The 12,442-nt window shown below is 56.2% G+C and carries 12 protein-coding genes; 9 read left to right on the top strand and 3 right to left on the bottom strand.

What is annotated here, in order from left to right:
• Positions 1-144: 144 nt before the first annotated feature.
• From bioB to ABJ205_RS06525, 6 genes are all read left to right on the top strand, one after another.
• Positions 145-1,155 (top strand): biotin synthase BioB, encoded by a 1,011-nt coding sequence (bioB, locus tag ABJ205_RS06500; RefSeq protein ID WP_348312281.1) that lies wholly within the window; start codon positions 145-147, stop codon positions 1,153-1,155.
• Positions 1,152-1,991, top strand: a complete 840-nt coding sequence (locus ABJ205_RS06505) for an alpha/beta hydrolase-fold protein (protein WP_348510022.1) — start codon at positions 1,152-1,154, stop codon at positions 1,989-1,991. The genes bioB and ABJ205_RS06505 overlap by 4 nt, the downstream gene beginning before the upstream one ends.
• 64 nt (positions 1,992-2,055) lie before the next feature.
• Positions 2,056-2,796: a DUF3445 domain-containing protein gene (locus tag ABJ205_RS06510; protein WP_348510023.1), complete on the top strand. Its 741-nt coding sequence runs from the start codon at positions 2,056-2,058 to the stop codon at positions 2,794-2,796.
• 1 nt (position 2,797) lies between these two features.
• Positions 2,798-4,834 (top strand): acetyl/propionyl/methylcrotonyl-CoA carboxylase subunit alpha, encoded by a 2,037-nt coding sequence (locus tag ABJ205_RS06515; RefSeq protein ID WP_348155452.1) that lies wholly within the window; start codon positions 2,798-2,800, stop codon positions 4,832-4,834.
• Between the two features lie 203 nt (positions 4,835-5,037).
• The gene (locus tag ABJ205_RS06520; RefSeq protein WP_348155450.1) at positions 5,038-5,298 is read left to right on the top strand and encodes a hypothetical protein; all 261 of its coding nucleotides are present in this window, start codon (positions 5,038-5,040) and stop codon (positions 5,296-5,298) included.
• A gap of 90 nt (positions 5,299-5,388) precedes the next feature.
• On the top strand, positions 5,389-5,790 hold the full coding sequence (locus tag ABJ205_RS06525; protein ID WP_348155448.1) for an MAPEG family protein: 402 nt from the start codon (positions 5,389-5,391) through the stop codon (positions 5,788-5,790).
• Here the strand turns inward: ABJ205_RS06525 and ABJ205_RS06530 are convergent.
• From ABJ205_RS06530 to ABJ205_RS06540, 3 genes are read right to left on the bottom strand one after another with little or no spacing between them, the layout of a single operon-like run.
• Positions 5,787-6,557, bottom strand: a complete 771-nt coding sequence (locus tag ABJ205_RS06530; protein WP_348155446.1) for a cyclase family protein — start codon at positions 6,555-6,557, stop codon at positions 5,787-5,789. The two genes, ABJ205_RS06525 and ABJ205_RS06530, sit on opposite strands and share 4 nt — an antisense overlap.
• Positions 6,554-7,678 (bottom strand): 3-dehydroquinate synthase, encoded by a 1,125-nt coding sequence (gene aroB, locus ABJ205_RS06535; protein WP_348510024.1) that lies wholly within the window; start codon positions 7,676-7,678, stop codon positions 6,554-6,556. The genes ABJ205_RS06530 and aroB overlap by 4 nt, the downstream gene beginning before the upstream one ends.
• Entirely contained in the window at positions 7,675-8,241 is a 567-nt protein-coding gene (locus ABJ205_RS06540) for a shikimate kinase (RefSeq protein ID WP_348155443.1), read from the bottom strand. Before ABJ205_RS06540 ends, aroB begins: the two co-directional genes overlap by 4 nt.
• A gap of 341 nt (positions 8,242-8,582) precedes the next feature.
• On the opposite strand from ABJ205_RS06540, the gene ABJ205_RS06545 reads away from it, so the two are divergent.
• The 3 genes from ABJ205_RS06545 to ABJ205_RS06555 are packed head-to-tail and all read left to right on the top strand — an operon-like array spanning position 8,583 to position 12,341.
• Positions 8,583-10,490 carry a hypothetical protein gene (locus ABJ205_RS06545; protein ID WP_348155441.1) on the top strand — a complete coding sequence of 636 codons (1,908 nt, stop codon included), beginning with the start codon at positions 8,583-8,585 and terminating at the stop codon, positions 10,488-10,490.
• An 8-nt stretch (positions 10,491-10,498) separates the two neighbouring features.
• Positions 10,499-11,386: a tyrosine recombinase gene (locus ABJ205_RS06550; RefSeq protein WP_348155439.1), complete on the top strand. Its 888-nt coding sequence runs from the start codon at positions 10,499-10,501 to the stop codon at positions 11,384-11,386.
• A gap of 10 nt (positions 11,387-11,396) precedes the next feature.
• The gene (locus tag ABJ205_RS06555) at positions 11,397-12,341 is read left to right on the top strand and encodes an acetyl-CoA carboxylase carboxyltransferase subunit alpha (protein ID WP_348155438.1); all 945 of its coding nucleotides are present in this window, start codon (positions 11,397-11,399) and stop codon (positions 12,339-12,341) included.
• Positions 12,342-12,442: the final 101 nt, after the last annotated feature.

Raw genomic sequence — 12,442 nt, forward strand, 5'->3', positions numbered from 1 at the left:
AAGACGCAAAAATGAGCCAAGCGACTAATTTACGGGACAAACAATGACTGACCTACCCGAAAGCACCCGCCCCGAGACCCTCTCCATCCTCACTGGTCAGCAATTAGAACCGAAGCTTTTCGGCGAAGAAAGGCCAAAATTAACATGACCCATATCCGCAACGACTGGACCCGCGAAGAAATCGCGGAGCTGTTTGAACTTCCATTTACAGAGCTGCTTTTCCAAGCGGCCAGCGCGCACCGGGAAAGCCATCCGCCAGAGCAGATCCAGCTGTGCACGCTGCTGAGTATCAAGACCGGCGGTTGCCCAGAAGATTGCGGCTATTGCTCGCAGTCGGTGAAGGCCGACAGCGGCGTTGAAGCGACCAAGCTGATGGATGTGCAAGCCGTTCTGCAACGCGCCGCGCAGGCGAAGGATCAAGGCTCACAGCGGTTCTGCATGGGCGCCGCTTGGCGCAATCCCAAGGACCGCGATATGCCCGCAATCGTCGAGATCGTGAAAGGCGTGCGCGATATGGGGCTTGAAACCTGCATGACCCTTGGCATGTTAGAGCCGCATCAAGCAGGCATGCTGGCCGAAGCTGGCCTCGATTATTACAACCACAATATCGACAGCAGTCCGGAATATTACGAGCGCGTGATTTCAACCCGCGATTTCCAATGCCGCCTCGACACGCTCGACCACGTGCGCAAGGCGGGCATCAATGTTTGCTCTGGCGGGATTGTCGGCATGGGCGAAACGCGCGAGGACCGGGTGGGTTTTGTGCATACGCTTGCGACCCTTGAAGAGCATCCAGAGAGTGTTCCGGTGAACGCACTGGTGCCTGTGAAGGGTACGGTTTTGGGCGATATGCTGGCCGATACGCCGATGGCGAAGATCGACGATATCGAGTTTGTGCGCACGGTTGCGGTGGCACGGATCACTATGCCGATGAGCATGGTTCGCCTTTCCGCTGGCCGCGAGAGCATGAGCGAGGCGACGCAGGCGCTGTGCTTCTTGGCTGGCGCGAACTCGATCTTCACAGGGGACAAGCTGCTAACCGCGCCCAATGCGGGCGATGACAGCGACGGTGCTTTGTTTGCGAAGCTTGGTCTGACCGCGCTGCAACAGGAAGAACCGAAACGTGCATGCAAAAAACTGGAACCTGCTAAATGATAACTGAGATCGCTGCCCTACTCCTCGCCGCGCAAGGGACGCCGGAATTTGCGCCTCTTGTGGCAGGCGAAACTGCAAAAGCAACGGTCCTCGATGCCGAGCGAGAGATCAATGTCATTCTCCCTCCTGACTACGCAGACGAACCCGAACGCCAGTGGCCCGTTGTCATCACGCTTGATGGAGGAATTCAGCAAGATCTGATGCTGGGTGTGGGCATCCACAATTGGAATAGGCTTTGGGGGCGCAGCAAGAGCGCGATTTGGGTCGGGATCGAAACCAAGGACAGGCAGCGCGAATTGTTGCCGCCAACCCAGGATGCAAACGAGGAGGCCCGCTACTCAACGGCTGGGGAAAGCGCTGTGTTTCGTAAATGGCTAGTCGACGAAATCCTGCCGCTCATCGCCTCACGCTATCGCGGGAATGGCGAGGTTTTTCTGGTTGGTGAAAGCGCCGCGGGACACTTTGTGGTTGAGACATGGGCCACGGGCACCAAGGCATTCTCAGGTTACGCAGCGATCTCTCCCAGCCTTCAATGGGATGGGCAGTCTTTATCCCATCAAATCACTGAAAGGGCTGCGAACATTTCACCACTGTATCTCTCTCTCGCGGATGAAGGCGGGGCTACCCAAGAGGGCATCCTGCGCCTGGTGGAAGCGCTTCCAGATGATCAAAGATGGTGCTTTTCTGATCGGCGCGAGGAGCTTCTCCATTCCAACAGCCTGCACGGCCTGCTTCCAGAGGCGCTGCAATTCTTGATGCCTACGCCGGCAGATTGGTTGGAAGAATTTGGCTTTGTGTTGAGATGCGATCAACAAGGTAAGGCTTCTGGCGACTAAGCCCACCCTCGGTTTTTCCGTCAATTCTCTCCTCCCCAAAGCGCGTGGGGGAGGGCAATTGCGGATGGGGCTTGTTCGGCTTTCTGAGGGTGACTGGTTGCAGGCGGGTCCTGACCTTGAGGCAAGAGCGCAAGGCTTTACCGATTGGCCAGAAGGTGTGCAGATTACACCGGAGGCCGAGGCTCCTGCTCGCGAATTGGCGCAAATGTTGGGGGTGGAGGGCGCTCTGCACGAAGCGGCTTTGGCCCGGCACGAGGATATGTGTCTCCTGACCAAGACGCCGGGTGATGACCAATACCGATTGATCGGCGCAGCCGTCGCATGGCCATCTGATTGGCAGCCCAAAGACAAAATCGGATTGCCCTTGCGCGCGCTGCATGCACCGATTGCCGGATATGAAAAGCAGCTTGCGACCGGGGTGGACCGTTTTATGGAAATGCTCAAGCCGGGTAGCATTTATGGCCGGTGCAATTGGTTTATTGCGGCCACTGGCGAGCGGCGCTGGCTTGCTCTGGGTGACCCACAAGAGCAGTTCGCGCATGTGACTAAAGAAAATGCGGGTGAGGCGCTTTTCATTCGGTCCGAGCGCCAGACCTTGCGCCGATTGCCTGAAACGGGCGCGATCGTCTTTACGATCGGGATATATGTTGAACCGCTCAGAGCTTTAAACGCTTCCAACCTCCATTATCTGGCCAAGGCGGCCGGTTCACTTGTAAGGGGCGAGGGCGAAAGACGGGGCGTGGGGGCTTACGCAGACACGTTAATCGGCTATGCGGACGCGCAAGAGATGAAAAACAAAGGCTGATATGTTTTCAAAGATTTTGGTAGCTAACCGTGGCGAGATTGCATGCCGTGTGTTCCAGACTGCTCGCAAAATGGGCATTGCGACCGTCGCTGTGTATTCTGATGCGGACCGCAATGCGCCGTTTGTGCGTATGGCTGATGAAGCGGTTCATATCGGTGCATCCCCTGCGGCCGAAAGCTATCTGATCCCTGAAAAGATTATCGCCGCGTGTAAGGAAACGGGCGCAGAGGCTGTGCATCCGGGCTATGGCTTCCTGTCCGAACGCGCGAGCTTTGTGGAAGCTCTTGAGGCGGAGAACATCGCATTCATCGGCCCACCTGCTGGCGCGATTGCGGCGATGGGTGACAAGATTGAATCGAAGAAGCTTGCGAAAGAAGCAGGCGTGAACGTCGTCCCAGGCTTCGTTGGCGAAATTCGCGATACCGATCACGCGGTCGAGATCGCAAATGAGATCACCTATCCGGTCATGATGAAGGCTTCTGCTGGCGGCGGGGGCAAGGGTATGCGTTTGGCGTACTCTGAAAAAGATGTGCGCGAAGGGTTTGAGGCGACCAAGCGAGAAGGATTGAACTCCTTTGGTGATGACCGTGTTTTCATTGAGAAATTCATCGAAAATCCGCGCCATATCGAAATCCAGATCCTTGGCGATAAGCACGGAAATGTGCTCTATTTGAACGAGCGCGAATGCTCGATCCAGCGGCGTCACCAAAAGGTTGTCGAAGAGGCACCTTCGCCTTTCGTTACAGAGAAGATGCGCAAAGCCATGGGCGAGCAATGCGTCGCTTTGTCCAAGGCGGTGGATTACCACTCCGCTGGCACGGTCGAGCTGATTGTATCGGGCGCAGATAAGACGGGCGAGAGCTTTTATTTCCTCGAAATGAACACCCGTCTTCAGGTGGAGCACCCTGTCACAGAGGCGATCACCGGGGTCGATCTGGTCGAACAGATGATCCGCGTGGCCGCCGGTGAGAAATTGGATCTGACCCAAGACGACATTGGCATTGATGGTTGGTCGATTGAGAACCGCGTCTATGCCGAGGACCCCTATCGCGGGTTCCTGCCCAGTACAGGCCGCCTGATCGAATATTCGCCTTCGATTGAAGGTTGGAGCGATGATGGCGAAGTGGCGGGCAAAGAGCGCCGCGGTGTGGCCCGCGGTGCGGGCTCAATCCGTGTCGATGACGGCGTCTTTGAAGGCGGCGAAGTCTCCATGTTTTATGACCCGATGATCGCCAAGCTGATCACTTGGGCACCGACCCGCGAAGAAGCAGCCGACCTTCAGGTCGAAGCGCTCGATAGCTTCCGCATCAAAGGCCTTGGCCATAATGTCGATTTCCTGTCGGCGATCATGCAGCACGAACGGTTCCGTTCAGGCGAGCTCACCACGGGCTTTATCGCTGAAGAATATCCCGAAGGGTTCGAAGGCGCACCGGCAAGCGATACGCACCTTCGCCAGCTCGCCGCTCTGTTCGCAGGGGCAGAGTTCGACACACAGTTTCGCGCGGGCAAAATCACTGGGAAACTCGCCGGCATCGACAACCCGCCATCGCATTGGATGGTGAAGATCGGCAGCCAAAGCTTTGACGTTATGCTCGAAGAGGGCGGTGCGACTGTTGATGGCGTTCGGTTGAACGGCACTTGGGATTGGCGCGTAGGACAGACTTTTGCCAATGTGACCGGCGACAATGAAATGGTGATTCAGATTGAGCGGCTAGGCGTTCGCTGGCGCATCACCACACGCGGGGCAAGCCATGAGGCGCTTGTATTGCCTGCAAGGCTCACTGCCCACGAAGGGCACATGATTGAGAAAGAGCCGCCTGACCTTTCCAAGATGCTGATCTGTCCAATGCCCGGCATGCTGGTGAAGCTGCATGTGAGCGAAGGCGAAACGGTTCAACCGGGCCAACCGCTTGCCACTGTCGAAGCGATGAAGATGGAAAACATCCTTCGCGCCGAGAAAGAAGCGGTGATTGGCAAGATCAACGCAGAGGAAGGCGAAAGCCTTGCGGTGGACGCGGTGATTTTGGAGCTTGAATAGCCCCAAGGCCAAAAAGAATGCAATGTGCTTTTTTTATGCAATAACTTGACTACGTGTGGAAATAATTCGTGCGCCGAAGTTGCTCGATTGGTCAAATAACACAGTTTTACACAAGGGTTCTAGCTACAAACCCCTAATTGATGGAGAATCGCCAGGCCGAATCGGTGCAAGAGCGAAAGTTCATTATCAAGGAGGACTGTGTTGTGGCTAAAAAAGGGACGGGATATTTCGACCGCAAGGGCCATTTCTTCAAATCGGCTCGAGAGGCAACTGCCAGCGACATCGCGGGCTTGCTCGGTCAGATAGGCGATGGTGAAAGCCTTGCGCCAGGTATCGCTCAAATGCTTCTGGAAAAACGCAGCGAGATCGAGCGGCTCTTTGCCGATCATGACGTGATGATGGAAGATGAGCTCGCAGGTGATGCCTCGGGAAAAGTAACGCAGCTGCCGCGTTCAGCGGGCTAGGGCCGCACCTTTGCAATGGGGCAACCTTTGGGTGAGCAAATTGCAGTACGGCGACCTCCTGCTACACATTGATCTTTAAGGGAGAGATCAATGCCATTGCCAATCACATCGACCACAGCTGCGCTCCTTGCGCTCCTTTTGTTGTTGCTTGCCATTTTGACTGTGCGCCAACGCTTGCGTTTGAAAGCGGCCTTTGGCGATGCGGATGATACCGCGCTGATTGCGGCCAGCCGCAGCCACGGAAATCTGGCTGAGCACGCGCCGATCGTCCTGATTATGCTGGGATTGCTCGAATATGCTGAGGCTAATCCGACGCTATTGATGGTGATTGCTGGCGCATTTGTGCTTGCGCGGATTGCCCATGTGATTGGGCTTCATACGCCAGCTGAGCCGGGCAAGTCGCCGATTCCCCGTCAAATCGGGGTGGTGCTGACGTGGCTTAGCATGCTGGTTTTGGCAGTGCAGATTTTGATCGGTGTGTTTGCGCCTTAATCTTCAACTATCGCAACCGCGCGGATCCATCCGGCGCTTGCGCGTTCGATCTTCACTGGGAAACAGCTGAAAGTGAAGCCGTGCGAGGGTAGGCTTTCCAAATTGGTGAGCTTTTCGATCTGATAATACGGGCGGATGCGGCCTGCCTTGTGGCCTTCCCAGATAATCTTGGGGTCGCGGGTTTCGGCCCAGCGCCTCGCCGTGTGGCTAAACGGCGCATCCCAGCTCCACGCATCGGTGCCAACCACTTCAACGCCGGCTTGCGTCAACCAAAGGGTTGCCTCTGCACCAAGCCCGACGCCTTGGTCGGTGAAATTGTCGGTGCCGTAAACTGCGCCTGATTGAATAAGCACAATATCAAGCGGTTGCAGGTCGTAGTTGATCTTCGTAAATGCTTCTTCCAGCTCGCTTGCGCTGACCACATGGCCGTGCGGCAGATGGCTGAAATCAAGTTTTACACCGGGGCGGAGAAAGCGGTCGAGGGGCGCTTCATCAATGCTTGGCGCAGGAACCGCTCCATCCTTGGTCGTCGAGTGATAGTGCCACGGCGCATCCATATGGGTGCCGTTGTGAGTGGACAGTTCCAGCATCTCCACAGCCCAACCTTCACCGTCGGGAAGGTCGCCTTTTTCAAGGCCGGGGAAGAACATGGCGATTTGCTCCCACGTGTTTTCGTGGGTCATGTAAGTGACCTTGGGCCGCATGACCTCTGGATCGGAAATCACATCATTGGTGATGGGTATCGAAAGGTCGATGAATTTGGTCATGCGAGCTCCTCGTCCAAAAACGCCGCGACATCATTAAGCTCAACATCACGCGCCATATACGCCTCTCCAAGGCCTTTTAAGAGCAGGAAGGGAAGAGTGCCGGAACCTTCCATCTTCTTGTCATGGCGCATGTGGTCAACAAGACGCGAACCATTGCAGGAAAGATCCAGATCAGGAAGTTGTGCAGGCAATCCGCTGGCCCCAATCGCGATGGCGGCGCGGCTCGCATCTTGGCCTGATATATCCCCGCGCCGTGCAGAGAATTTCGCGGCGAGCACCATCCCCAGTGCTACTGCTTCCCCGTGCAAGAGACGGTTCGAAAAGCCTGTTTCGGCTTCCAAAGCATGGCCGAATGTGTGCCCGAGGTTAAGCAAAGCCCGCACGCCGGAGGTCTCGCGTTCGTCCTCTGCAACGATGCGCGCTTTGGCCCGAATGCTCGTCGCAATGGCATGTTGGAGCGGTTTGGCTTCCCGAGCGACGACGGCGCCGACGTTTGCCTCCAACCAATCGAAGAAATCGCGGTCACCCAAAAGGCCATATTTGATGACTTCGGCATAACCTGCTCGCATTTCGCGGTCGGGAAGGGTGGCAAGCGTATCCATGTCGGCCAGCACCAGCGAAGGCTGATGAAACGCACCGATCATGTTTTTGCCCGCGGAAGTGTTGATCGCGGTTTTCCCGCCGACTGAGCTGTCGACTTGGCTGAGCAAGGTCGTAGGCAATTGCACAAAGCCGCACCCGCGTTTGAGGATGCTGCACGCAAAGCCCACGAGGTCTCCGACTACGCCGCCGCCAAGCGCAAAGACATGATCTGAGCGCGTCACCCCAAGGGCGAGCAGCCAGTTCGTAAGCTCTTCGAGCCCAGCCCAACTTTTGGATGCCTCGCCAGAAGGCACATCGTACCAAACGGCCTCATATCCAGCCCTTGCCAAAGAAGCTTCGATGCGGGCGCTGTGATGTTCCCTCGCGTTCACGTCTGCCACGATTGGCACCGGACGCGCGCTGTAAGATTTGAGAAACGGCTCTGCCAGAATTGCGATCTGGTCGAGTAAGCCTTCATCGACAATCACATCATATGAGCGTCCGCCAAGTTCAACTCTGATCGTTTCAGAACGGTTCATATCCATCTATCAATCGCCTCAAGGATGGCTTCGGCAGCTTCTGAGTGAGGTGCGTTTTCGCTTTTCACACGGATTTGTGCCTGAGAATAAAAGGGCTCGCGGCTCTTATAAAGGCGCGTCAAGACTTCCTTGGGATCGCCATTTCGCAGCAACGGACGGGTGTCACGCCGCGAAGTTCGTTCAACCAAAATGTCGATATCAGTGTCGATCCATACCGCAATCGCTTTGTCGAGAATCAGTGTCCGGGTTTCGGGATCTACGAACGCCCCACCACCAGTAGCAATCACACCGCCGCTCTCCTCGATCAAGCGTCCAATGACGCGTCTTTCGCCATCGCGAAAATACGCCTCGCCGAACTCTTCAAATATCTCTGCGATTGATCGCTGGGCTGCATTTTCGATCGCGTCATCAGCGTCGATGAAATCGCGCTCTAACATTTCTGCAAGCTTGCGTCCGACAGTCGACTTGCCAACGCCCATCAACCCAACCAATACAATCGGCCGGTCAATGCGCGCAGCTATTCGGGCAATTTCGCTCGCATCGATCGCAAGGTGGTCAGTCATAAGTTATTCAATATTCCCGGCGCCGGTTTCGACGTTTCGATTTTCGTGGTTCATGTGGGCCTAGACTTGGGGTAAGCCGTGCGCAATATGTCTGGCAATCCAATGATACACTCAGCTCAATCCAAATCCCGCCGTGAAACACGCAATTCGCCCCTCTTACAAGCGAAGGACCGCTCGAAGAAGCGGTTGGCAATTTATGCAATTGGAGCGCTGCTTGTGGTTTTGACACTGGCATACATTGATGGCGGGGAGGAGCCCTTGCATCCAATTGTGCAATCGGTCTCGTCTGCGACTAAGCAGGAACAGCAATCTTGAAACGCTCGAAAATGGTAGGCCGAAGAATGAAAGATCGGAAAATAACGGGCTGGAAATCAGGCGTTGCTGCGCTTGCCATCGCAGGCGCGCTGGGCGGGGCATTGGCAAGCGGCCTTGCGACTGCGCAGGATGCGCCCGAATCGCTTCTTCCGCCTGGGTTTGACGATCCGGCACCTGCTCCAACGCCCGCCCCTCAACCGACAGCCGCACCTCCCGTGGCGCCTGCACCCGGATCAGTAACGGCGCCGGCTGGCGCACCTGCGAATCCGACAGGGTCAAATTCTGCGCCTTCGCTCGGAAATTTACCCGATGTACCTCAACTCTCAGATGCGGAACGGTCCGAATTGCCCAGTCTTGAGGAATTGGAGGAGCTTTCAACCGATGAGTTGGACGATCTTCTGGGGTTAAAGCCTCAATACGACATTCCACCTGCCGCGCGCAGGTCGTTGGCGCAAGTAGGGGTGCTGGCCCCGTCTGAAGGCGGCTTGGCGACCAATTCGCTGACCAATCAACCGGAACGGTTAGTCAAAGCCATATTGGCAGGGACCAAGGGACCTCTTGTCTCGCGTTGGGGGCACATAATGGTTCGCCGCGCGCTCGCCAGCCGGCTTGAAACGCCTGACGGCATGAACCCGGTGGAATTCGCGGCACTGCGCGCTGGGGTCTTGAACTCCCTTGGTGAATTCACAGTGGCTCGCGCCTTGGTTCAGGACATCGATACAGGCAATTGGAACGAAGCGCTTACGGCTGAGGCAATCACCTCATACATCGGGGCAAGCGACCTTGTCGGGGCGTGTCCGGCTGTGCGGTTGAACCGATCAGGTACTGAAAGCCCGCAATGGGTTATGCTTTCAGCTATCTGTAACGCATATGCAGGTGAGGGTGCGCTTGCCTCTCGCCAACTGAATACCGCGCAAAACGAGGAAATCGCACCGGAAATCGACCTTCTTCTGGCCCAACGTTATGCCGGCGCTGCTGGACGCGGACGGGGCGGAACAACAGTTGAATGGGACGGGGTAGAAGAGATAACTCCTTGGCGTTTTAGCCTCGCGAAAGCGGTCGGCGAGACTATTCCAGCAACGATCCTTGATTCCGCATTAGAAAGCCCATCGGGTTCCTACTACAAGCTGGCCGGAGCAGGCGCGTCTGCGGTTCCGCTGGCTGAACGTTTGCCCTATGCCGAATATGCTGCAACTCGCGGGGTTTTTTCGGCAAGCGCATTGGTTGGCCTTTATAGCGAGCTGTACAATAATGAAGGCGTTGGCGGTGACGCAGCGCAGCGTGCTGCACGTTTGAGAGAAGCGTATGTCGCCATTGACCCCAATGCTCGGATCACCGCCATGCGCGGGCTTTGGGGTGAAGGCGAGAACGGTTTCGCCGGCCAGATTGTCACTGCATATGCCGCAGCCCGTATCCCGCCGGCGAAACAAAGCCTGGACGATGCATCGCAATTGATCGGTTCGATGCTTAGCGCAGGCCTTGACCGCGATGCATTGGCTTGGAACGCATTTGTTGAAGAGGGCTCTTTGAGCTGGGGCCTTTTGGCGCTTGCCAATCCGAATGCGGAAACTGCCAGCATTACCGGTATGGATGGTTTCCTTAGCAATGACGCCAGCCAAGAGGCGCGCAAGTCAGCATTTCTAATCGCGGGACTTGGCGGCCTTGGCCGTTTGCCAGGCGGCGATGTTAGTGGATATGGGGCACAGATAGGGGTCGATTTCGATCGCCAAACGCGGTGGACTCGAATGATCCAGCGGGCTGCCGATGTGAACAACACGGCGATGGTTTCGCTTCTTGCCGGGCTTGGGATGCAAGGAGAAAGCTGGAGCCAGATGACCCCGGTGCACCTTTACCACTTGGTATCTGCGATGAGTAAAGTTGGTCTTGAAGCAGAAGCTCGAATGATCGCGGCCGAGGCGGTCGCGCGCGGATAGCCTGACCCATGTCGGCTGCGACGCGAGACTTTCTCGATATGCTCGCCGCCCAACGCGGCGCTTCGGCGAACACTCTTGCTGCTTACACCCGGGATTTGGATGGGGCGGAAGAACTTCTGGGCGATCTTGCCGAAACCCCGCGCACATCTGTTGCAAGATTGGCGGGTGCCTGGCGCGATCTTGCCCCTTCAACCATTGCGCGAAAGACATCGGCATTGAGGCAGTTTTTCGGCTTTGCTGTTGAGGAAGGATGGCGTGAGGACGATCCATCGGGCGCGCTTCCACGCCCGCGTACTCGCCGTCCGCTTCCAAAAGTGATGAGCCATGAGGTCGTCGATACTTTGTTTAAACGCGCCGAGTTGGAGGCGCGGAGTGGAAGACCTGCAGCGATAAGAGATCTGGCGCTGCTTGAACTCCTTTACGGTTCAGGTCTGCGGGCCACTGAGCTGGTGAGTTTGCCATTGAACGCTGTGCCGCGTGATGCTCCTTTGCTGACGGTAATGGGCAAAGGCGGGCAAGCGCGCATGGTGCCAGTCAGCGAAAGAGCAAAAGAGGCGCTATCTGCATGGATAGTCGTACGTCCTAAAGAACCCGCATCGCGTTTTTTGTTCCCTTCGCGAGGAGGTAAACCGCTTAGCCGTGTGCGCCTTTTTCAGCTTTTGAAGGAGCTCGCGGCGCGCGCTGATCTGGACCCAAAAGGAATTTCTCCGCACGTTCTGCGTCATGCTTTCGCGACCCATTTGCTTGAAGGCGGGGCGGACCTGCGTGTCCTGCAAACGCTACTTGGGCATGCCGATATCGCCACCACACAAATCTATACCCATGTTGATGCTGCGCGGCTCGTTGAGTTGGTAAACTCACGCCACCCTCTTGCCCAGAAGCGCGGGAAGCACTAGCGCAAATCGCATGATTTCTTATCTCGAATTTGAAAAGCCCGTTGCGAGCTTGGAACTGCGCATCAAAGAAATGCGTTCGCTCGAAAGCGATAACGGCGTTGATGTGGCTTCAGAGATTGAGCGGCTCGAAGTCAAAAGCGGTGAATTGCTTGCATCGACCTATGCTTCGCTATCACCGTGGCAAAAGACGCAGGTCGCCCGCCATCCGCAGCGTCCACATTTTCGCGACTATATTGAGCATGCTTTTACCGACTTCATGCCCTTGGGCGGTGATCGCAATTTTGCCGACGATGAAGCCATTATGGGAGGCTTTGCCAAACTTAATGGTCGCCGCGTAATGGTCATTGGGCATGAGAAAGGTCACGATACCCAAACACGGATCAAACACAATTTCGGGATGGGCAAGCCTGAGGGGTATCGCAAAGCGATCCGTCTGATGGAGCTTGCCGGGCGTTTTGGACTTCCGGTTGTGACTTTGGTGGATACATCGGGCGCGTTCCCAGGGATCGAGGCCGAAGAGCGCGGTCAAGCAGAAGCGATTGCTCGTTCAACGGAAGCATGCCTTGCGCTGCCAACTCCAATGGTCTCGGTTATTGTGGGTGAGGGTGGTTCAGGCGGCGCGGTCGCGTTGGCCAGCGCCGAGCGCGTTCTTATGCTTGAGCATTCTGTGTATTCTGTGATTTCACCTGAAGGGTGTGCGTCAATCTTGTGGCGCACATCTGAAAAGGCCGCGGACGCTGCGCAAGCGATGAAGATCACAGCGCAGCATTTGAAACGCCTTGGTGTGATCGACCGTATTGTCCAAGAACCGGTCGGCGGTGCGCACCGGGACCCTCAAGGGATGGCTGTAACGCTTGGCAATGTCATCGGTGAAGAGCTTGATAAACTTGGACATATGGACAGCGCAGAGATTTTGGCTCTACGCGAGAAGCGGTTCCTCGAACTGGGGGGCTAACCCCCTCGATAAACCGGGAACCCAAATGCGCAGGGCTTGCTCGTAAGGTATATTTACCGTTAACATCGATCCCAAGGGGTTATTCCAAGGCGGGAGATGTT

The sequence above is a fragment of the Erythrobacter sp. genome (genome assembly GCF_039988855.1).
Classification (GTDB): domain Bacteria; phylum Pseudomonadota; class Alphaproteobacteria; order Sphingomonadales; family Sphingomonadaceae; genus Erythrobacter.

Coding starts and splice junctions, on each gene's coding strand:
- ABJ205_RS06530 (WP_348155446.1), bottom strand. CDS start 6,557: ATGACCAAATTCATCGACCTTTCGATACCCATCACCAATGATGTGATT.
- ABJ205_RS06545 (WP_348155441.1), top strand. CDS start 8,583: ATGAAAGATCGGAAAATAACGGGCTGGAAATCAGGCGTTGCTGCGCTT.
- ABJ205_RS06505 (WP_348510022.1), top strand. CDS start 1,152: ATGATAACTGAGATCGCTGCCCTACTCCTCGCCGCGCAAGGGACGCCG.
- ABJ205_RS06525 (WP_348155448.1), top strand. CDS start 5,389: ATGCCATTGCCAATCACATCGACCACAGCTGCGCTCCTTGCGCTCCTT.
- ABJ205_RS06550 (WP_348155439.1), top strand. CDS start 10,499: ATGTCGGCTGCGACGCGAGACTTTCTCGATATGCTCGCCGCCCAACGC.
- ABJ205_RS06515 (WP_348155452.1), top strand. CDS start 2,798: ATGTTTTCAAAGATTTTGGTAGCTAACCGTGGCGAGATTGCATGCCGT.
- bioB (WP_348312281.1), top strand. CDS start 145: ATGACCCATATCCGCAACGACTGGACCCGCGAAGAAATCGCGGAGCTG.
- ABJ205_RS06510 (WP_348510023.1), top strand. CDS start 2,056: ATGGGGCTTGTTCGGCTTTCTGAGGGTGACTGGTTGCAGGCGGGTCCT.
- aroB (WP_348510024.1), bottom strand. CDS start 7,678: ATGAACCGTTCTGAAACGATCAGAGTTGAACTTGGCGGACGCTCATAT.
- ABJ205_RS06540 (WP_348155443.1), bottom strand. CDS start 8,241: ATGACTGACCACCTTGCGATCGATGCGAGCGAAATTGCCCGAATAGCT.
- ABJ205_RS06555 (WP_348155438.1), top strand. CDS start 11,397: ATGATTTCTTATCTCGAATTTGAAAAGCCCGTTGCGAGCTTGGAACTG.